The 18,807-nt window shown below is 65.9% G+C and carries 15 protein-coding genes and 1 tRNA gene; 12 read left to right on the top strand and 4 right to left on the bottom strand.

Features of this window, described 5'->3' with window-relative positions; all coding sequences use genetic code 11:
- The first annotated feature begins 15 nt into the window (after positions 1-15).
- The gene (gene dapD, locus J2S71_RS11575) at positions 16-726 is read left to right on the top strand and encodes a 2,3,4,5-tetrahydropyridine-2,6-dicarboxylate N-acetyltransferase (RefSeq protein WP_021726033.1); all 711 of its coding nucleotides are present in this window, start codon (positions 16-18) and stop codon (positions 724-726) included.
- Between the two features lie 124 nt (positions 727-850).
- On the opposite strand, the gene J2S71_RS11570 is transcribed toward dapD, so the two are convergent.
- Complete coding sequence (locus tag J2S71_RS11570) at positions 851-1,924, bottom strand: hypothetical protein (protein WP_021726202.1); 1,074 nt, start codon at positions 1,922-1,924, stop codon at positions 851-853.
- 160 nt (positions 1,925-2,084) lie between these two features.
- Between J2S71_RS11570 and fba the strand changes: the two genes are divergently transcribed.
- Positions 2,085-2,957, top strand: coding sequence for a class II fructose-1,6-bisphosphate aldolase (gene fba, locus J2S71_RS11565; protein ID WP_021726185.1), 873 nt, complete (start codon positions 2,085-2,087; stop codon positions 2,955-2,957).
- 74 nt (positions 2,958-3,031) lie between these two features.
- Here fba and J2S71_RS11560 read toward each other — a convergent pair whose 3' ends face one another.
- A complete protein-coding gene (locus J2S71_RS11560) occupies positions 3,032-3,853 on the bottom strand; it encodes a Crp/Fnr family transcriptional regulator (protein ID WP_021726104.1) in 822 nt (273 codons plus the stop codon).
- Between the two features lie 295 nt (positions 3,854-4,148).
- The gene (locus J2S71_RS11555) at positions 4,149-4,673 is read right to left on the bottom strand and encodes a YbhB/YbcL family Raf kinase inhibitor-like protein (RefSeq protein ID WP_021726041.1); all 525 of its coding nucleotides are present in this window, start codon (positions 4,671-4,673) and stop codon (positions 4,149-4,151) included.
- Between the two features lie 100 nt (positions 4,674-4,773).
- Here J2S71_RS11555 and J2S71_RS11550 point away from each other — a divergent pair, with 100 nt between their 5' ends.
- The gene (locus J2S71_RS11550) at positions 4,774-5,400 is read left to right on the top strand and encodes an epoxyqueuosine reductase QueH (protein ID WP_307392056.1); all 627 of its coding nucleotides are present in this window, start codon (positions 4,774-4,776) and stop codon (positions 5,398-5,400) included.
- 57 nt (positions 5,401-5,457) lie between these two features.
- Positions 5,458-6,621 (top strand): tRNA preQ1(34) S-adenosylmethionine ribosyltransferase-isomerase QueA, encoded by a 1,164-nt coding sequence (gene queA, locus J2S71_RS11545; RefSeq protein WP_040651624.1) that lies wholly within the window; start codon positions 5,458-5,460, stop codon positions 6,619-6,621.
- A gap of 9 nt (positions 6,622-6,630) precedes the next feature.
- On the opposite strand, the gene J2S71_RS11540 is transcribed toward queA, so the two are convergent.
- Positions 6,631-7,827: a coiled-coil domain-containing protein gene (locus J2S71_RS11540; RefSeq protein WP_307392051.1), complete on the bottom strand. Its 1,197-nt coding sequence runs from the start codon at positions 7,825-7,827 to the stop codon at positions 6,631-6,633.
- 280 nt (positions 7,828-8,107) lie between these two features.
- Here J2S71_RS11540 and J2S71_RS11535 point away from each other — a divergent pair, with 280 nt between their 5' ends.
- The 8 genes from J2S71_RS11535 to J2S71_RS11500 all read left to right on the top strand — a co-directional run bounded on the left by J2S71_RS11535 (position 8,108) and on the right by J2S71_RS11500 (position 18,726).
- Complete coding sequence (locus J2S71_RS11535; protein ID WP_021726094.1) at positions 8,108-8,389, top strand: HPr family phosphocarrier protein; 282 nt, start codon at positions 8,108-8,110, stop codon at positions 8,387-8,389.
- A 77-nt stretch (positions 8,390-8,466) separates the two neighbouring features.
- Positions 8,467-9,609 carry a tRNA guanosine(34) transglycosylase Tgt gene (tgt, locus tag J2S71_RS11530; protein WP_021726066.1) on the top strand — a complete coding sequence of 381 codons (1,143 nt, stop codon included), beginning with the start codon at positions 8,467-8,469 and terminating at the stop codon, positions 9,607-9,609.
- 126 nt (positions 9,610-9,735) lie between these two features.
- Entirely contained in the window at positions 9,736-11,238 is a 1,503-nt protein-coding gene (gene secD / locus J2S71_RS11525) for a protein translocase subunit SecD (RefSeq protein ID WP_307392044.1), read from the top strand.
- Positions 11,231-12,193: a protein translocase subunit SecF gene (secF, locus tag J2S71_RS11520; protein WP_021726105.1), complete on the top strand. Its 963-nt coding sequence runs from the start codon at positions 11,231-11,233 to the stop codon at positions 12,191-12,193. Before secD ends, secF begins: the two co-directional genes overlap by 8 nt.
- Before the next feature lies 1 nt (position 12,194).
- Positions 12,195-15,470 carry a single-stranded-DNA-specific exonuclease RecJ gene (gene recJ / locus J2S71_RS11515; RefSeq protein WP_307392040.1) on the top strand — a complete coding sequence of 1,092 codons (3,276 nt, stop codon included), beginning with the start codon at positions 12,195-12,197 and terminating at the stop codon, positions 15,468-15,470.
- 67 nt (positions 15,471-15,537) lie between these two features.
- Positions 15,538-17,877: a RelA/SpoT family protein gene (locus J2S71_RS11510; RefSeq protein WP_307392039.1), complete on the top strand. Its 2,340-nt coding sequence runs from the start codon at positions 15,538-15,540 to the stop codon at positions 17,875-17,877.
- A 1-nt stretch (position 17,878) separates the two neighbouring features.
- A complete protein-coding gene (locus tag J2S71_RS11505; RefSeq protein WP_307392037.1) occupies positions 17,879-18,607 on the top strand; it encodes an MBL fold metallo-hydrolase in 729 nt (242 codons plus the stop codon).
- Positions 18,608-18,637: 30 nt separating this feature from the next.
- Positions 18,638-18,726, top strand: a tRNA-Leu gene (locus J2S71_RS11500).
- Positions 18,727-18,807 lie beyond the last annotated feature (81 nt).

Genomic DNA, 18,807 nt, shown 5'->3' with positions numbered 1-18,807 from the left:
AAAGGACATGTGCCCATGGACGCACGGGAGATTATCGCCTACATTGCCACAGCACCCAAGAAGACGCCGGTCAAGGCCTATGTGAGGGAGACGCCCGGCGCGCTGGTCAACTACCCGCAGGGCTCGCACGTCTTTGGTGACAATACGAGCAAGGTCGTCTTTGGCGACTGGGGGGAGCTTGGCCCGGTGCTCGAGGAGGCCCGGGCGGACGGTCGCATCGTGGACGTGATGCTCGAGAACGACCGGCGCAACTCCGGCGTGCCCCTGCTCGATCTCAAGGGCATCAACGCCCGCATCGAGCCGGGCGCGCTCATTCGCGAGAAGGTGGAGATCGGCGATGGCGCGGTCATCATGATGGGGGCCGTCATCAACATCGGTGCGCACATCGGTGCCGGCACCATGATCGACATGGGTGCCGTCCTGGGCGGCCGCGCCATAGTGGGGGACCACTGTCACATCGGCGCGGGTACCGTGCTCGCCGGCGTCGTGGAGCCGGCGAGCGCCACGCCCGTCATCGTGGAGGACAACGTCATGATGGGGGCCAACGCCGTTGTCATCGAAGGCGTCCATGTGGGCGAGGGCGCCGTCGTGGCGGCTGGTGCCGTCGTCGTGGAGAACGTCCCCGCAGCTGCCGTGGTTGCTGGCTGTCCGGCTCGCGTCATCAAGATGAAGGACGAGAGGACCGAGGGCAAGGTCGCCCTCGTGGACGCCCTGCGTCAGCTGTAGGGCGTCCGGCGCTCCCATGCCATCCTCCCTCCTTGTGAGCACTGGTGGCGGATCATGTCCCGTGGGTGCGGCGACTGTGCGGCACCCACGGGACAGGCGTTATGGACGCGTCCTGGGACGAAGGCTAGTGCGAGCTGTTCGCACTGCTGCTGAAGGAGCTCGGGGAACCGCTGCTGGTGCCGCCTTGGCCGTTCGTGCTCGTCTGTTGGCCACTGGTGGTTCCCGTGGATCCCCCGCTACCCGAGCCACCCGTATTGGAGCCGCCGTCCTGCTTCTTCGTGGTATCGCCGCTCGAGCCACCAGATCCGTTGGAGCTGCCACTCCCTCCCTTGTCGCCCGTCGTAGTGCCGGATCCACCAGAACCACCGGTGGAGTCGCCAGAACCGGTGGAGTTGCCATTGGAGCCGTTCGCGTCCGTAGAGGAGCCGCCGGTCGTGCCACCCGTCGAGGAGGAGTCGCCCTCGGTGGAGGAACCAGTGCCCTCCGTGGTCGAGCCGTCTCCCGTGGGGGCCTCCTGCCTGTTGGGAGCCATCTTCTCCTCCGTCTGGGAGGAAGTGGATGGCGTGCTCTTCTGCTGCTCCTCCACGGTGGTGCGACCGGGGGTGGTGCCGATGCCCCTGCCGGCCGTCGCCGCGTTGACGAGGATGGCGTAGATCGCCACGGCCACGACCGCCACGATGGCCGTGGCGATGGCTATGCGACGGCGCAGCAGCAGCTGCCGGCGCTTCTCGGAGGCGACACGCAGGCGCTGGGGCGCAACGGGGGTCGTGCCCATCCCTGCCTTCTGTGCCTGCGGGGCATTGGCCGAGGCGCCCTGCGTGGATGTGCCCGCGAGGGGGGCGGTGCGTACGGTGGTGACGTCCGCCGCCGCGTCGGTGTGTCGGGTGCGGCCGCCGGGAGATGAGGAGTCCCCATTGCCTGCTGGGCCACCGTCGCTGGCGAGGTTACCACGTATCCTCTCTGCCGACTTGGAAAAGACCGACTTGAACACCTGGGATGCGAGGGCGGATGCCGCAGCGGCAACGCCCACGCCAATGAGCGATCCCGTGAGACCTATCTGGGACGAGAGGAGAAACGATACGATGGCTGCGAGTCCACTTGCCGCAATCGCGGAGAAGGAGACCTCGCTGAGAACCGTCTGCTTCTCCTCCTCCCGTCCATCATCCTGCGTATCACTGTCTGACCTGAGGCTTGTCAAGACGTGTCACCCTTTCCAATCACCGCTCTGGCTGATATCTTTACCCCTCGCATGCGGTTCGGGGCCAGACGCCCCATAATTTCACGATATCAGCGACTCGGCCCAAATGAGCTGAGGTATGATGTGGCTGGCCGTATCATCCCAATAGATGGAGGTACATATGCTTGTCAACGCTACCGCTATGCTCCAGAGCGCGGAGAGGGGCCACTATGGCCTGGGCGCGTTCAACACCAACAACCTCGAGTGGGCGACGTCGATCCTCGATGCTGCCGAGGAGCTCCAGTCTCCCGTCATCATCCAGTGCACGAGCGGCGCCGCCAAGTGGCAGACCAGCTTCAAGATCGTCGCCGATATCGTGAGGGACCTCGTCGAGGCCAAGGACATCACGGTGCCTGTGGCGTTGCACCTCGACCACGGTACCTACGAGGATGTCTTCAAGTGCATCGACGCGGGCTTCACCTCCGTCATGTACGATGGCTCGCACGAGCCCGACTTCCAGACCAACCTCCAGCGCACCACTGAGGTCGTCAAGGCGGCCCACAACAAGGGCCTCTCCGTCGAGGCCGAGGTCGGCGGCATCGGTGGCACCGAGGATGGCGTGACCTCGCAGGGCGAGCTCGCCGACCCCGAGCAGTGCAGGCAGATCGCGGATGTGGGCGTCGACTTCCTTGCCTGCGGCATCGGCAACATCCATGGCATCTATCCCGCCAACTGGGCCGGCCTCTCCTTCGAGCGCCTCGCCGAGATCAAGGCCCTCACGGGCGACCTGCCGCTCGTCCTTCATGGGGGAAGCGGAATCCCCGTGGACCAGGTCCAGAGGGCCATCTCCGAGGGCGTCTCCAAGGTCAATGTCAACACCGACCTCCAGCTGGTCTTCGCCGCGGCCACCCGCACGTACATCGAGAGTGGCGCGGACAAGGAGGGCAAGGGCTACGATCCCCGCAAACTCCTCAAGCCTGGCCGCACTGCCATCGTCGAGCGCACCAAGGAACTCATCCGTGAGTTTGGCTCCGAGGGCAAGGGTTGGAGCTAGCCTCGTTCGCCCTTGTCAGGGTCATGGGTGGGGAGCGGCCCTCGGGCTGCTCCCCGCTTTTGTTGGCACTCCTGCTAGTGCGCGCCCGATGTGGGGAGATGCAACGTGAACGTGTTGCGCCTGAACTCCAGGAGGCCCTCGTCGCGCATCTTTCCCAGCTCGGTGGAGAGGGCGCTGCGGTTGACGGAGAGGAAGTCCGCAAGCTGCTGGCGGTCGAAGGGAATGCTGAAGCTCGTGCTGCCGGCACGACGTGACTGGGCGACCAGGTAGGTGAGGAGCTTCTCGCGCGTCGTGCGCTGGGAGAGATATGAGAGCTTGTCATTGAGGCGAAGGTTGCGCTCGCACAGGGCTCGCACGAGGTTCTCCATAAGGTGCGCATGGAAGGGGCAGGTGGCCCTGCAGGTCGAGATGACGGCGTTGGCCTCAAGCGAGACGATGAGCGTGGGCTGCGTGGCGATGACCGAAATGCCCACTTGCTGGGGCGTGAAGGCATAGGCCTCGGCAAACGAATCGCCCGGGCCCTCGTCGGCGATGATGTTGCGATTGCCCCACCAATCCTCCTGCACGATGTTGACGCCACCCTCCAGGATCACATAGATGCGGGTGACGACGTCTCCGGCAATCAGCAGGTATTCGCCCTGCGTCACGTGACGTGGCTGTGCGCCCAGACAGGGGAGGGCGGTGGCGATCTGGGCATCGGTGAGACCGGAGAGAAGCCTTGAGGTGCGCAGTGCCGGGAGGTGCTCGCGTGCCCAGGCGGGCATGTGGGCAACGGCATGCTCGGCGGCCTCTTCGTAGCCGGATGTACGTGCGAGCAGCTGGCGACGCCTGTGGCGTGCCGCTGCCGTCTGGGGGGAGAGTCCCCTGTCGCTGGGAGGGGTGCTCTGTGGTGCCATGTCCACTCCTTAGGGGTGCGGGGGGTGCGCATGTGAGCCGTGTGCGTCGCTTTTCCAACGACATCGTAGCACGGTGTGCGGCGGCCGGTCGCATGTGCCTCGTGTGGGTGCCCTTCTCCCAAGGCAGGTTTTGCGACCTGCGGATGCGTCGGCTCCCCTCGGGAGAAAGGCACCCACACGAATCGATCGGCACCCACACGGATGGAGAAGGGCGCCTCCAGGGAGACACGCGCGGAGCGATGCGCACAGGATGCACGGGCTAGGTCCGGTGGTGGGGATGTTGCCCCCTGTGTCCCTATGCGCGTGCCGGCAGGTCTGCCCGCGCCGTGGCGAGCACATGTCCCTTGATGGCCCAGACCAGCTTGTTTGCCCAGAATCCCTCCCTAAGGGTGGGCATGTCGTCCAGGGCGTGGACATAGAGCGTGTAGACATGTGCCCCGTCCGGAGGTTGGGGACCGTTGTAGCGATGGGCCACCTGTGGGTTGCCCGCCTCGCCCCGCGCCGCGGCAGACGAGTTGCGCCCCTGCACCATGCCAAAGGCCTGGAGGTTGGAGGCGTTCTCGGGCACGAGAAGTCGCCCACCCCCCTCCGGGGGCAGCCTGAGCGCGGCGGTCCAGTGAATCCAGGCAAAGCCGCAGACCGGGATGGAATCGTAGTCGATGAACGCGATCGCCAGAGCCCTCGCAGCCGTAGGGATGTCGGTTACGTCAAAGGGAAACGAACGCGTGGGCGTACCATCCACCCTGTTGGAAGAGGGAGCGTGCTTCGCAAAGGCATCCGGCAGAAAGCCTTGCTCGTCCAACCTGACCTCAAGTTGCATGATGACCCCTTTCCACGATGACCCCATGGTAGCGCGACACCGCGGACGCGTATGGCCTACAATCCGTTGAACGGACGGATGACACGGGGGGTGAGGTACCATGACACAGAGCGAACGCATCCCACTGTTGCTGCACGCCTGCTGCGGCCCGTGCTCCCTGGAGCCCATACGGCTCCTGCGGGCGGAGGGGTTCGAGCCCACCATCTGTTGGACGAACCCCAACATCCAGCCCCTGGCCGAGCACGACCGCCGCCTGAAGACGCTCAGGAGCTGGGCGCACGATGTGGCGCGGGTGGAGGTGATCGTGGCGGGGGATGACCGCGGTGCCTGGGAGCGTGTCGTGGCACCCGCCGGCTTCGACCGCGCCCGTCGCTGTCGGACGTGCTATGCGCTGCGCTTGGCCGAGAGCTGTCGCGTGGCCCAGAACCGGGGGCTCACACACATCTCCACGACGCTGGTCGTCTCGCCCTATCAGCTCTTCGACGTCTGTGGGGACGTGCTGCGGTCGCTGGCTTCCGCATATGGCCTCACGGCCGTGTGGCGCGACTTCCGTCCGTACTACCCCGAGGCGACGCGCGAGTCCCGGGTGCTGGGGATGTATCGCCAGAGCTATTGCGGCTGTCGCTTCTCGGCTGCCGAGGCGGCCCTCGAGCGGCACGTGGCGCGCGACGCGCGCAAGGCCCAGAAGGCTACGCGCCGCTCTGTCGGCCCGGCCTTCGCCTCGTGAGGCTCATGCCGACGTACGTCCCTGGTGCGCCAACGATCGACAACCATGGAGGAACCCGTGCGTACCGATGACTTTGACTATCCACTGCCCGATGAGCTCATTGCCCAGGAGCCGGTGGAGCCGCGTGACTCCTGCCGCCTGCTCGTGCTCGATCGAAAGGACGGTTCCATCAAGCATGGGCGCTTCAGGGACGTCATCGACTATCTTGACCCCGGCGACCTGCTGGTGGCCAACAGGACCCGCGTGCTGCCGGCCCGTCTCATGGGCCACAAGCAGGGTACGGGCGGCGTCGCCGAGACGCTCCTGCTCAAGCGGCGCGAGGACCTGGATGCCCTCGGCCATGTGTGGGAGTGTCTCGTGAAGCCGGGCAAGCGCCTCAAGCGGAACGCGCGCATCGAGTACCACGAGGGGGGCGTTCACGCTCCGCTGAGCCGGCCCGTTGTGCTCATCGGCGAGGTCATCGACTATCTGGACGACAACCGGGGCGGGCGCCTCGTGCGCTTCGAGCCAGCGGGTGGCCTCACGCTCGATGCGGCCATCCACAAGGCCGGGCATGTGCCTCTGCCGCCCTACATCACCGAGTACGAGGGGGACCCCGAGAGGTATCAGACCGTCTACGCCATGCACGAGGAGCATTCCGCGGCGGCACCGACGGCGGGGCTGCACTTCACGCCCGAGCTCATCGAGCGCATCGGGGACAGGGGTGTCGACTGGACGACCGTCGAGCTGGAGGTGGGCATCGACACCTTCCGTCTCGTCGATGAGGACGACCCCACCCAGCACGTGATGCACACCGAGCGCTATCACGTCTCACAGGAGGTCGTGGATGCCGCGCATGCCACCAAGGCGGCGGGCCATCGCGTGATTGCCGTGGGAACCACCTCGGTGCGCTCGTTGGAAAGCGCCTTCGCCGCAGACGTCACCACCTCTGAGCCCGCCTGCGTCGCGCAGCGCTTTGAGGATGCGGCGGACTCCGCGCGCATGCGGGGGCGGGGCGACATCGTGGAGCGCAGGGACGCCACCACCAACCTCTATCTCATGCCGGGCTCCACGTTCCACGTGGTGGATGCCATGATCACCAACTTCCACGCCCCACGCTCCACGCTCATGATGCTGGTCTCGGCCTTTGCCACGCGCGAGCAGATCATGGGTGCCTATCAGGCGGCCATGGACGAGCGCTATAGGTTCCTGAGCTTTGGCGATGCCATGCTCATCCTCTAGCGTGCGGCGCTAGAGGATGAGGGTGAGGAGCCAGACCACCAGCAGGATGAGGATGATGGCGGCAGCGGCGATGCCAAACACCACGTAGCGCTGGCGGCGCGTCTGGTCCCGCAGCGCCTGCTCCCTCTCGGCCAACCGATCGATCTCGGCTGCAAGCACGTCAAGCTGTCGCCTGTTGGCCGCGATGGCGTCGCGGAGCGCCGCCGTCACCTGGGGCGTGGTGTGAATCTCGCGTGCCTCGGAGAGCCGTTCGTCTGCGGCATCGACACGCCGCTGGGCATCGTCGGCATCACGCTGGGCACCCGCCTGATTGGCGCGCTCCTGCGCAATGCGGTCGGAGAGGGCCTTCTCCTCGTCCATGGCGGCGTTGTAGAGTCGCTCGTATTCCTCCCGATGCGCCGTCGCCTCCTCCTTGGCCTGGTTGGCCTTGTTCTCGATGGTCTCGAGAGACTGGCGCTGCGTCCACAGGTGCGTCTGGGCGTTATCCACGAGGCGCCGGCACTCCTCGGTCACGCGGGCGACCTCGTCACGCGCGGAACCAAGGTGCGCCTGCTCGCTTACCAGCTCGCTCTGCATCTTGGAGACGGCGGACGGGGAGGAGGAGGGATCGCGTTGCAGGCTGGTGAGTTCCGCCTCGACGCGGCGTAGGCGATCCTGGGCGTTGTCCGCCGCGCGGTTGGCCGTGGCGATGCGCTGCTCCCGATGCTTGGCGCTGTCGGCCACCTGGGACTCGGCGGCCTTGACCGCACGGCGTGCCTCGGAGAGGGAGCGCGCGGCGTCATCGGAGCGCCCCTTCGCGGACTCCATGAGCTCGCGGTAGGGGCGCAGCGACTCCTCATGGTCCTGCTTCATCCTCGCGAGCTGGTCGTTGAGGGAGGCGATGGTCTCCTCGAGCTGCTGTGCGGTGCTCCGGGCGCCTGCCAGTGCGGCAGATGCCTTGGCGCGCTCTGCCTCCTGCTCGCTCACGATGGATGCAAAGTCGCGATCGATCTGCTCACGATGCTCGAGCGTCTTGGTGTCGGCGGCGATCTGGTCGCTCAGCTGCTTGGAGGCATTGCGGGCATCCGCGTGCTGACGAGTGGCCTCGTGCACGCTCTGGATGGCCGAGATGCCCCTTCGGAGCGACTCGAGTGCGCCACCCTGGGGGTCTGCGTCCCCACCGGGCTCGTCGGTGATGCCATCCATGCGATTGGGCTCCTCAGCCATGCGTTCCCCTCGTACCCAGTGCTCCCTGTGTCGTCATACCAAAGGCATCGTACGCCCGCACGCAAGAGTCTACCGCACGTGCCACCTGACGGGGCGTGCGCCCCCGGATAATCCAGGCATGGCACCTTCTCACCATCCAAAAAACGTTGCTTGTGCAATCATTGTTCGATTGTCTGTCTCTTATGCATGAATTCGATTGGCATTTGATGTACCCTTTATCCAACGGCAAACGGCACGGGCCCACATTCGGTGGCGTCCCCCCAACAAGAAGGAGATTCCTATGGTTTCCAAGCAGGTCACTATCGTGAGCGCCACTGGTCTTCACGCTCGTCCCGCATCCCAGTTCGTGCAGGTTGCCAAGGAGCACAAGAGCGCCATCACCATCAAGGACCTCAACAAGGGCACCGCTCCCGTCAATGCCAAGTCCATCATGATGATTCTGGCTGCCGGTCTGGGCACGGGCTCCAAGGTCGAGATTGCGTGCGACGGCCCCGACGAGCAGGATGCCCTCAACGCGATCCTTGCCCTCAAGGACAATGACGAGGCGCTGTTCTCCGAGTAGCTCTCGCGTGGTAGTACCATCTGAGCCCGGCACCCTCGTGGTGCCGGGCTTCTCTTATGTGGCTGAGGGGGTGCGCCGTGGGCGAGCATAGATGGTTTACCTTCGACGTGGTGGCAACGGATTCCGCCACCCATGCGCGTGCAGGGGTGCTGCACACTCCGCACGGTGATATTCCCACGCCCATCTTCATGCCTGTGGGCACGAAGGCGACGGTCAAGGGCATCCTGCCCGGCCAGCTCGGCGAGCTTGGTGCCAAGATCATCCTGGCCAACGCCTATCACCTCTCGCAGCGTCCCGGCGCGGACCTCGTGGCCGAGATGGGCGGCCTGCACGACTTCATGCGGTGGCATGGACCCATCCTCACGGACTCCGGGGGCTTCCAGGTGTTCAGCCACGGCGACTTCACCAAGCTCACCGATGACGGCGTCACGTTTCGCACCGTGGACTATGATGGCTCCTACGTGCACTGGACTCCCGAGGACAACATGGAGATCGCCCAGAGGCTTGGTGCGGACATCGTGATGCAGCTTGACCAGTGCCCTGGCTATCCTGCGCCGCGTCCCCTTGTGGAGCGTGCCGTGGAGCTCTCCGGCATGTGGGCCGAGCGCTGCTTTAGATCGCACGACCGCACCGACCAGGCACTCTTTGGCATCGTGCAGGGCGGCATGCATCTGGACCTGCGCCTGCGCTCGCTCAGGCACCTCGAGGAGTGCGGGAACTTTCCGGGCTATGGCATCGGTGGCTACTCGGTGGGGGAGGACCACCAGACCATGTTCGAGACGCTCGCCCCGCTCGTCAGCGAGCATATGCCCCAAGGCAAGCCACGCTATCTCATGGGTGTGGGCAACCCCACGACGCTCGTCCATGGCGTGGCGTGTGGCGTCGACATGTTCGACTGCGTGCTGCCCACGCGCACGGCACGCATGGGCACGGCGTTCTCGAGCGAGGGAAGGCTCAACCTCAAGAACGCGCGCTTCGCGCACGACCGTGGCCCGCTTGACGACGCCTGCACCTGCCCGGTGTGCATGGGCGGCTACACAAGGGCCTACCTGCACCACCTCGTGAGGCAGAGGGAGATGCTCGGCCCCATCCTGCTCTCGCTGCACAACCTGTACTACCTGCTCGACCTCATGCGCCGCGCCCGCGAGGCCATCATCTCGGGCCGCTACGGTGCATTCGTGAGCACATGGGAGGGCCTTCCTGCGGCGCAGGACTGGTAGGGGCCGCGTGGCCCTTGGTGCACGCAGCGTGGTGACCCGTTGTCTGATGGCCTCCTGAAGTTCCACTGAGGTATCATAGCGAGGTTCATATGACGTGGGGCGCAAGCCCCCTACGGGGAGAGTCCAATGGCAGGGGAATCGGGTCGCAGGAAGGCCAAGAGCGGTGTCGACCGCTGGAAGGAGATGGGGGACGACGGCGCCAAGGCCGCAGGCAGAGGTGCCCATCATGGCTCGGGTCCAAGGCGCATGAGCCCACAGGTCCGCAGGTACGTCTCCACGCTCGTCGTGCTCGTCGTGGTGCTGGGCGTATGCGTCCTTGGCTTCACGCCCCTGGGCGAGCGCATCACCACGGGCCTCGACATCCAGGGCGGCGTGTCCGTCATCATGCGCGCGCAGAACGCGGATGGCAGCACGCCCTCGTCGGGCGACATGGTCACCGCCACCTCCATCGTCCAGAACCGCGTGAACGCGCTGGGCGCGGCGGAGACCTCGGTGCAGCAGCAGGGCTCGAGTTCCATCCTCATCCAGATTCCCGGTGCGACCAATGCCGACGAGGTCATCGACACCCTTGGCCAGACCGGTCACCTCGAGTTCGTACGCGTGGATCAGATCGGCGATGCCGACGCCCTTGCGCGCCTCGACAGCCCCAACTCGAAGGACATCGAGCTCAAGGAGGGGACCTACACCCCCTTCATGGACGGGTCATGCATATCGCACGTCACCATCTCACAGGACAACACCAAGGCTGGCGGCGGCTACTCCGTCAACCTCACGCTGAATGACGAGGGCACCAAGAGGTTCTCCGACGTCACGAGTGAGCTTGCGGCGACAAGGGGTCGCATCGCCATCGTGCTCGATGGCGTGATCGACTCTGCGCCGGTGGTGCAGTCGGCCATCACCAATGGACAGGTGTCCATTACGGGCCACTTCTCGCTCGATGACGCCCAGCAGCTCAAGACGGTGCTTGACTCGGGGTCGCTGCCCGTCACGCTCACCTACTCCGAGAGTCGTGTCGTGGGGCCCACGCTCGGCCAGGACTCCCTGCATCAGGGCATCTTTGCCATCGCCGTCGGCGTGGCGATCGTCATCGTGTACCTGTTCCTCTTCTATCATGGCCTGGGCCTGCTCACCATGGGCTCGCTTGGCGTGTTCGCCGTGCTCTATCTGGGTCTGCTGGCCCTGCTCTCGCACTTTGGGGCCTTTGCGCTCACCCTGCCGGGCCTGGCTGGCGTCGTGCTCACCACAGGCTCCGCGGCAGACTCCTCGATCCTGGTGCTCGAGCGCTTCCGCGAGGAGATCCGCATGGGCCGCTCGGTGCGGCAGGCGTCCGTCTCGGGTGCCAGGCATGGCATCCAGACCTCGCTTGATGCCGATGCCGTCACCATGGTCACCGCCCTGGCCCTCTTCTTCGTGGCCGTTGGCTCCGTCAAGGGCTTTGGCCTCACGCTCGCCCTGGGCATCGTGTGCGACGTCATCACCATGTTCTGCTTCAAGGCGCCGGTGCTGCGCCTGCTCGCCCGTCGCCAGATCGAGCACCACCCTCGCTTCTGGGGCGTCGCGCAGGATCTACAGGAGGCTGAGCGCACCCGCATGGGCGCGGCTCGGAAGGGGGGCGTGGCCCATGCGTAGCCACTTTTCCAAGGAGCTTGGCTTCATGCCCCATCGCAGGACCTTCCTGTGCCTCTCCGCCGTGCTCGTCGTTCTCGCCATCGTCGGCCTTGCGTTTCGGGGTCTCGTGTTTGGCATCGAGTTCAAGGGCGGCTCCGAGATAGACTTCCATGACACTGGCGACGTCACCATCTCCCAGATGAGGGATGCGCTCCTCGCCGCCGGTGAGGTCGACCCCTCCGTGCAGACGACCGTCACGGATGCTGCCGCCGGCTTCCTGGTCCGTTCCGACGTGACGGATCCCGCCACGGCCAACGCCCATGCCTCCGCCGCCGCGTCCGCCCTTGGTCTCGCCAACGAGAGCTACACCGTGACCACCATCGGCCCCGACTGGGGCAGCGACGTCACACGCTCCTCGGCCATGGCGTTTGGTGTGGCCATCGTGCTCATCATCGCGTACGTCTCGCTGCGCTACGAGTGGAAGATGTCGCTGACGGCCATCGTCGCCCTCCTGCACGACCTGCTGATCACCCTCGGGGTGTACGCATGGACGCAGACTGCCATCACGCCCAACGTGGTGGCGGCGCTGCTCACGATCATGGGCTACTCGCTCTATGACACGGTCGTGGAGTTCAATCGCATGAACGAGAACGCCAAGCAGCTGCATGACGGCGCGCACCGCACGTACTACCAGATCGCCAACTACTCCATCAACGAGGTGTTCATCCGTACCATCAACACCACGCTCACCTCCATCGTGCCGGTCGTTGCCATGCTGGCCCTGGGCGGGGCCACGCTCAAGGACTTCGCCTTCGCCATGCTCGTGGGCGAGCTTCTGGGCACGTACTCCAGCTTTGCCGTCGCAAGTCCCCTGCTTGCCATCTGGAAGACGCATGAGCCCAAGTGGGCCAAGCGCGAGGCCAAGTACGGTCGGGCGGCGGTCGCCCCCGCCGCCGGCGACGAGGGGCGCGTCTAGCGTGCCTGGCATCAGGGACAGCGTGCGTTGGGAGATCCTCTCCGCAGACGCCGAGGCGGAGCGCCGCATCGTGTCCGCGTGCGGCGTTTCGCCCATCGTGGCGCGCACCCTCGTCGCGCGTGGCATGGGCGATCCGGCCGAGGTGACGGCGTTCCTCTCCGCCTCCCTCGAGCGCGATTGGCTCGACCCGCTCGTCATCCCGGGGATGTCCGCCGCGGCCGATCGCGTGGACGCGGCCGTGGACGCGGGTGAGACCATCGCGGTCTTTGGCGACTTCGACGTGGATGGCATGAGCGCCACGAGCCTGCTCACGCTGGGACTCACCGAGCTTGGGGCCGACGTGCATCCCTACATTCCCGATCGCTTCACCGAGGGCTACGGGCTCTCGCGCCCTGCCCTCGCGCGCATGATTGGTGACTGCTCCCCCCAGCTCATCATCACGGTGGACAATGGCATCGCCGCCAAGGTGGAGGTTGCCTGGCTGCGCGACCAGGGCATCGATGTCGTCATCACCGACCACCATGAGCCGGCGGACCTCGTGCCCGAGGGCGTGCCCGTGGCCGATCCCAAGATCGAGCGGGACTGTCCCTCGCGAGAGCTGGCCGGCGCCGGCGTTGCGCTCAAGCTGCTCCAGGAGCTGGGGCGCAGGAGGGGACGGCCCGCCGTGTGGCGCCCCTATACCGAGCTCGCCTGCCTGGGGACCATATCCGACATGATGTCGCTCACGGGCGAGAATCGCGCCCTCGTCATGGATGGCGTCGAACGTCTCCGCAACACGGGCAGGCCGGGCATCATGGCGCTCTGTGCCACGGCGCGTGTCGACCTCTCGCAGGTCACGGCTGACAGCCTGCCCTTCTCGCTCATCCCGCGCCTCAATGCCGCGGGGCGCATGGGCGAGACCAACGTGGCCTTCGAGCTGCTCTACACCAACGATCCCGCCGAGGCCACCACGCTCGCGGGTCGGCTCGAGGCCATCAACACCGAGCGCCGCGCCATCGAGGCGTCCCTCGCAGAGGAGGCCTTCAGGAAGGTTGACACCTTCTACCAGGGAGAACGCGCCATCGTCGTCGCCGGCGAGGGGTGGCACGAGGGTGTCAAGGGCATCGTGGCCAGCAGGCTCGCCAGTCGCTACCACGTGCCGTCGCTGGTCTTCTCCGTCACGGGTGGCGTGGCGCGCGGATCGGGGCGCTCGGTGGGCTCCGTCGACCTCTTCAAGGCCGTTGACCTGTGCTCGGACGTGCTCGTGCGCTTTGGCGGCCACGCCGGTGCCGTGGGCGTCACCTGTGAGGTGACCCGGCTCGATGCGTTTCGCGAGCGTCTTCGGCAAGTGCTTGCCCAGGTTCCCGCAGAGGACTTCGAGGATCGGGGAGAGGTGTGCGGCCTCGTCTCGCTGGACGAGATGACGGTGGAGGGAATCGACTCCCTGGAGGTCCTGCAGCCCTTTGGCCAGGGCAACAAGAAGCCGCTCTTCTGTGTTCCCAGCGTGTTCATGCGCAACCGCTCCAAGGTGGGTGCCAATGGCAATCACCTGCGCTTTTTGGCCTCGGATGGCATGTCGAGCGTACCGGGCATCATGTTCCGCACGCCCGACATCAACCGTGCGGTCGCATGCGACGAGGTGGTCGACCTCGTGTTCGAGCCGGTCAGCGAGACCTGGCAGGGCCACACCAAGCCCAAGCTCATGGTGCACGACATCCTCTATCGTGACGGTGCGGTGCCGCAGGGCGTCTCGACGGTTGATGCGCCGTCGGCCGAGCCCGCCGCGACCGAGCCGTCACGCCTCGCCGTTCCCGAGGGCCTTTCCTCCATGGGCACAGGCGAGCTCACGGATTGCCTGCGCCATGCCCTCATCGGCGGGCATCCGCTCCTGCCCGCGCAGCGCGCCGCCCTCGATCGTCTCGAGCGGGGAGGGAACACCCTATGCGTCATGGCGACCGGGCGCGGCAAGTCGCTCATCTTCCAGCTGCATGCCGCGCGCGAGGCGCTTGCCCATGGCCGCGCGAGCATCTTCGTCTATCCCCTGCGCGCCCTCGTGGCCGATCAGATCTTCCACCTCGCGGGTCGCCTCGCGCCGTTTGGCGTGGGCGTACGGGTGCTCACGGGCGAGACGCCCGGCGGCGAGCGCTCCCGGGCCTTTGCCGAACTGTCCTGTGGCACCTGCTCCATCGTGCTCACGACGCCCGAGTTCCTGGCCATCCATGCCGGGCGCTTTGCCCGTACGGGCCGCGTTGGCTTTGTGGTGGTGGACGAGGCGCACCACGGGGGCACGGCACAGCGGCACGGTCGCGATGCCTACGCCCAGCTCTCGCCCGTGCTTGCGCAGCTGGGTGACCCCACCGTGCTCGCCGTCAGCGCCACGGCGGATGACGAGGCAGCCCGTGAGCTCATGGGCCTCCTCTCCATTCCCGAGGATGGCGTCATCGTGGATGCCACGAGTCGCGAGAACCTGCACGTGCGGGACATGCGTCACGTGCGCGACCGCGACCTCGCCGTTGCCAGCGTCGTTGCCGCGGGGGACAAGACCATCGTCTACGTCAACAGTCGCTCTGGTGCCTCGACGCTCGCCCGCACGCTCAGGAAGAGCGTGCCCGACCTTGCCCCCCACATCGCCTTCTACCATGCGGGCATGCAACGGGCTCAGCGTGGGCGCATCGAGCGCGCCTTCCGCTCGGGCGAGATCTCCTGCATCGTCTCCACAAGCGCGTTTGGCGAAGGCGTCAACCTTCCCGACGTGCGCGACGTGGTCCTCTATCACCTGCCCTTTGGGGCGGTCGAGTTCAACCAGATGAGCGGCCGCGCCGGCAGGGATGGCGAGGATGCCCTCGTCCACCTGTGCTTCTGCCAGCGTGACGTGACCCTCAATGAGTCCATCCTCATGGCCGCGGCACCCCAGCGTGACCTGCTGCGCGACATCTTCGTGGCGCTGCGTGGGCTGTGCGCGGGAGATGGCGCCGTGCTGACGCCCGAGCAGGTGGGAGAGGCCGCGGCGCGGGTGCGTCCCGGCCTACGGGTGCAGGCTGACGAGGCCGCATCTGCGCTTGCCATCTTCGAGGAGCTGGGCTTTGTGAGGATGCGGCCCGAGGGTGACGGTCGCCTGGTGACGCTCGAGCCCCATCCCAGGCGCTCCTGCCTGGAGCATTCGAGCCGCTATCTCTCGGGGCTTGCCGCCTATGACGAGTTCGAGTCATTCAAAAATTGGGTACTCTCCTGTAATCAGGAGGAACTTGAGCGCCGCATCACACGCCCGATCATGCCGAGCTTTGGGCAGCGGCTCTAGCCCGCGGGCCACGGTGGGCCCCGGGCGCAGTGAAATGTGCGAGGTAGATGACACGATGGGCACTACGATGACAGGGGGGACGGACAGCGCCCGCCTTGCGCCACCCCAGGCGGACAACTGGCGCGTCCTCAAGGAGACGTGTCGCTCCTACCTTGATGACGATGCCCTGAGGCAGGTGTGCCTTGCCTATGACTTCGCCGTGCGCTTTCATGCCACCCAACGCAGGCGTTCGGGTGAGCCCTACATAAACCATCCCGTCGAGGTGGCGCTCATTCTCGCACAGGATCTGCACATGGATGAGGAGCCCATCTGTGCGGCGCTGCTTCACGATACCGTCGAGGACACCCCGGCCACCTTGGGAGACCTCGAGGGACTCTTTGGTCCCACCGTCATGGAGCTTGTGGACGGCGTGACAAAGCTCACGTCCATCCAGGTCTCCTCCATGGACGAGAAGCAGGCCCTCAACCTGCGCAAGATGTTTCTGGCCATGTCCAAGGACATCCGTGTGGTCATCATCAAGCTGGCCGACCGCCTGCACAACATGCGCACGCTCGCGGCGCTTCCCGCCGACCGGCGCACGTTCAAGGCACGCGAGACCATGGACGTCTATGCCCCGCTCGCTGACCGTCTGGGCATCAGCTCCATCAAGTGGGAGCTTGAGGACCTGGCCTTCTTCTACCTCGAGCCGGACGAGTACGAGCGCGTCGCCCGCATGGTACAGGACTCTCGCGCTCAGCGCGAGGAGGCCACCGCGCTCGCCATCAAGACGCTCGATGGCGAGCTGCGCTCCGTGGGGCTTTCGAGCTATCAGATCACGGGCCGCCCCAAGCACCTGTGGTCCATCCATCAGAAGATGCACCGCAAGGGCAAGGAGTTCTCGGACATCCACGACCTCATTGCCCTGCGCGTGATCACCCGTACCGTGGGTGACTGCTACTCCGCCCTTGGGGCCGTCCACACGCTCTGGCACCCCTTGCCCGGGCGCTTCAAGGACTACATCGCCATGCCCAAGCCTAATGGCTACCAGTCGTTGCACACCACGGTCATTGGGCTCGACACACGTCCCATCGAGATACAGATTCGCACCTATGAGATGCACGGCCAGGCGGAGTACGGCATTGCCGCCCACTGGCTCTACAAGCGCTCGGGTAACTCCGAGGGCCGCATGAGCGCGGACGACAGGAGCGTGGACTCCCAGATCAACTGGATTCGTCGCAGCCTCGACTGGACCGTGGACGACGACAGCATGGAGGACGCCCATGAGTTCCTCCACAACCTGCGCGTGGACCTCTTCGAGGGCGAGATCTTCGTGTTCACCCCCAAGGGCGAGGTCATGAGCCTGCGTCGCGACTCCACGCCGCTCGACTTTGCCTATGCCGTGCACACCGAGGTGGGCAACCACTGTGTGGGCGCCAAGGTCAACGGGTCGGTGGTGCCGCTCTCGTATCATCTCGAGAGTGGCGATCGCGTGGAGATCCTCACCAACAAGAACTCAAAGCCCAGCCATGACTGGCTCAGCCTGGTGGCCACCCCCTCGGCCAAGGCCAAGATACGCAAGTACTTCGCCACGCTCTCCAAGACCGACGACGCCGAGCAGGGCCGCAGCGACCTGGCGCACGAGCTGCGCAAGCATGGCTATGGCATCTCCACCGTGCGCACGACCAAGGCGCTCGCGCGCGTGGCGGGCGAGATGGACTTCCGTCAAGTGGATGGTCTGCTTGCCAGCATCGGCTCGGGCAAGACGTCCGTCAGGTCGGCCTGCAACAAGGTGGTCGCCGTGCTCGAGGAGGGTTCTCCCGAGCAGCAGGCACAGCGCGAGCGCCAGGTGGCCGAGGCACAGGCCAAGGAGCGTGCCATCAGCGAGGACATGCCGCTCGCGCACGTCCAGGCGCGCCGTGCGTCCGACCGACGCCGTCGCAGCAGCTGTGGCGTCGTCGCCATGGGCGATCCCGATGTGTTGGTGCATCTGGCTCACTGCTGCAATCCCGTCGCAGGTGATGATATCGTTGGGTTCATCACGCGCGGCCGCGGCGTCTCGGTGCATCGTGCGAGCTGTCCCAATGCCATCGGGCTCAGGCGGACGCATCCCGAGCGCATGGTGGACGTGGAGTGGGACGCGTCGGGTGCCACGGAGTTCCAGGTGGAGATCGTCGTCGAGGCCACGGACAGGATGGGGCTGCTCAAGGATGTCATCATCGCCGTGGGCGATGCGGGCGGCAACATCCTCTCCGCGGCGACCCAGACCACCTCGCAGGGGGTCGCACGCCTGCGCTTTCTCGTGGCCATCTCGGACGCGTCGCTGCTCAATGGCCTGCTTACGGTCGTGAGCCGCGTGCCCTCCGTATTCGATGCCCGCCGCATCATGCCAGGGGAGGGTGCCAACCAGATGAAGAGAAGGAGGGGCTAACATGGCCGACGATACGATCAAGCGCCAAACCACCACCTCAAGGGGCATGACCCCTGCGGACTCCCACGACGGGGGGCGCCGCGACCACGACACGGATGACGACCGGGACCAGATCGCGCTGTACGTCGTGGGGCCGCTCGAGACCAACTGCTACGCCTACACCTCCCAGGGCGAGTGCCTGGTGGTGGATCCCGGCAACTCAGGCGTCTCCATCGCGGAGCACCTGCCTGAGGGCGTGAGGGTCAGGTACATCGCGGCCACCCATGGTCATGGCGACCATGTGGGTGGGGTCAGGAAGCTCAGGGAGGCGGTCGGCGGCACCTACGTGATCCATCCTGCCGATGCCGAACGCGCCCGCCATGCGGGCGAGCCGGGTGAGACGGGTCGCGCCTACGACGACAACGCACCCAGTCCCGACCAGACCTATGCCGAGGGTGACGTCATCACGGTGGGGACGGCGTCCTTTCGCGTGATGGAGACACCGGGCCACACGCCGGGCTGCGTGTGCCTGATCGGTCAGGGCACGGCCGCGGGCATCGCCTTTATGGGCGACACGGTCTTCCGTGGTTCCTGTGGGCGCACGGACCTGACCGGGGGAGACCCAGCGGCCCTGCGCGCGTCGCTTGCGCGCATCAAGCGTGAGATCGACCCGCGCACCAGCCTCTTCTGTGGTCATGGTGAGATGACGACCATGGGGGACGAGCTGGAACATAACCCCTACTTCCAGTAGGTGACTTTTGCTATAGTGCATACGTTCCGCGCCCGGATGGCGGAATTGGCAGACGCGGCGGACTCAAAATCCGCAGTTGGAAAACCAGCGTGTGGGTTCGACCCCCACTCCGGGCACCAGGGAAGGCGATGGCGGCCGGGCATCCCCCGGCCGTCTTTCTCGCTCGTGAGTTGTGGGGCTTTTGCCGGCATGGCAACGGC

Origin of the sequence: Olsenella profusa DSM 13989 (assembly GCF_030811115.1) — a bacterium.
GTDB lineage: Bacteria > Actinomycetota > Coriobacteriia > Coriobacteriales > Atopobiaceae > Olsenella_F > Olsenella_F profusa.
The sequence above is the reverse complement of the archived record's forward strand: the minus strand, read 5'-3'. Positions and strand labels throughout refer to the sequence as shown.

What these genes read in the sequence shown, in the direction of transcription:
- dapD (WP_021726033.1), top strand. Translation starts at nt 16, where the DNA reads ATGGACGCACGGGAGATTATCGCCTACATTGCCACAGCACCCAAGAAG.
- fba (WP_021726185.1), top strand. Translation starts at nt 2,085, where the DNA reads ATGCTTGTCAACGCTACCGCTATGCTCCAGAGCGCGGAGAGGGGCCAC.
- J2S71_RS11560 (WP_021726104.1), bottom strand. Translation starts at nt 3,853, where the DNA reads ATGGCACCACAGAGCACCCCTCCCAGCGACAGGGGACTCTCCCCCCAG.
- J2S71_RS11555 (WP_021726041.1), bottom strand. Translation starts at nt 4,673, where the DNA reads ATGCAACTTGAGGTCAGGTTGGACGAGCAAGGCTTTCTGCCGGATGCC.
- J2S71_RS11550 (WP_307392056.1), top strand. Translation starts at nt 4,774, where the DNA reads ATGACACAGAGCGAACGCATCCCACTGTTGCTGCACGCCTGCTGCGGC.
- J2S71_RS11540 (WP_307392051.1), bottom strand. Translation starts at nt 7,827, where the DNA reads ATGGCTGAGGAGCCCAATCGCATGGATGGCATCACCGACGAGCCCGGT.
- J2S71_RS11535 (WP_021726094.1), top strand. Translation starts at nt 8,108, where the DNA reads ATGGTTTCCAAGCAGGTCACTATCGTGAGCGCCACTGGTCTTCACGCT.
- secD (WP_307392044.1), top strand. Translation starts at nt 9,736, where the DNA reads ATGGCAGGGGAATCGGGTCGCAGGAAGGCCAAGAGCGGTGTCGACCGC.
- secF (WP_021726105.1), top strand. Translation starts at nt 11,231, where the DNA reads ATGCGTAGCCACTTTTCCAAGGAGCTTGGCTTCATGCCCCATCGCAGG.
- J2S71_RS11510 (WP_307392039.1), top strand. Translation starts at nt 15,538, where the DNA reads ATGACAGGGGGGACGGACAGCGCCCGCCTTGCGCCACCCCAGGCGGAC.
- J2S71_RS11505 (WP_307392037.1), top strand. Translation starts at nt 17,879, where the DNA reads ATGGCCGACGATACGATCAAGCGCCAAACCACCACCTCAAGGGGCATG.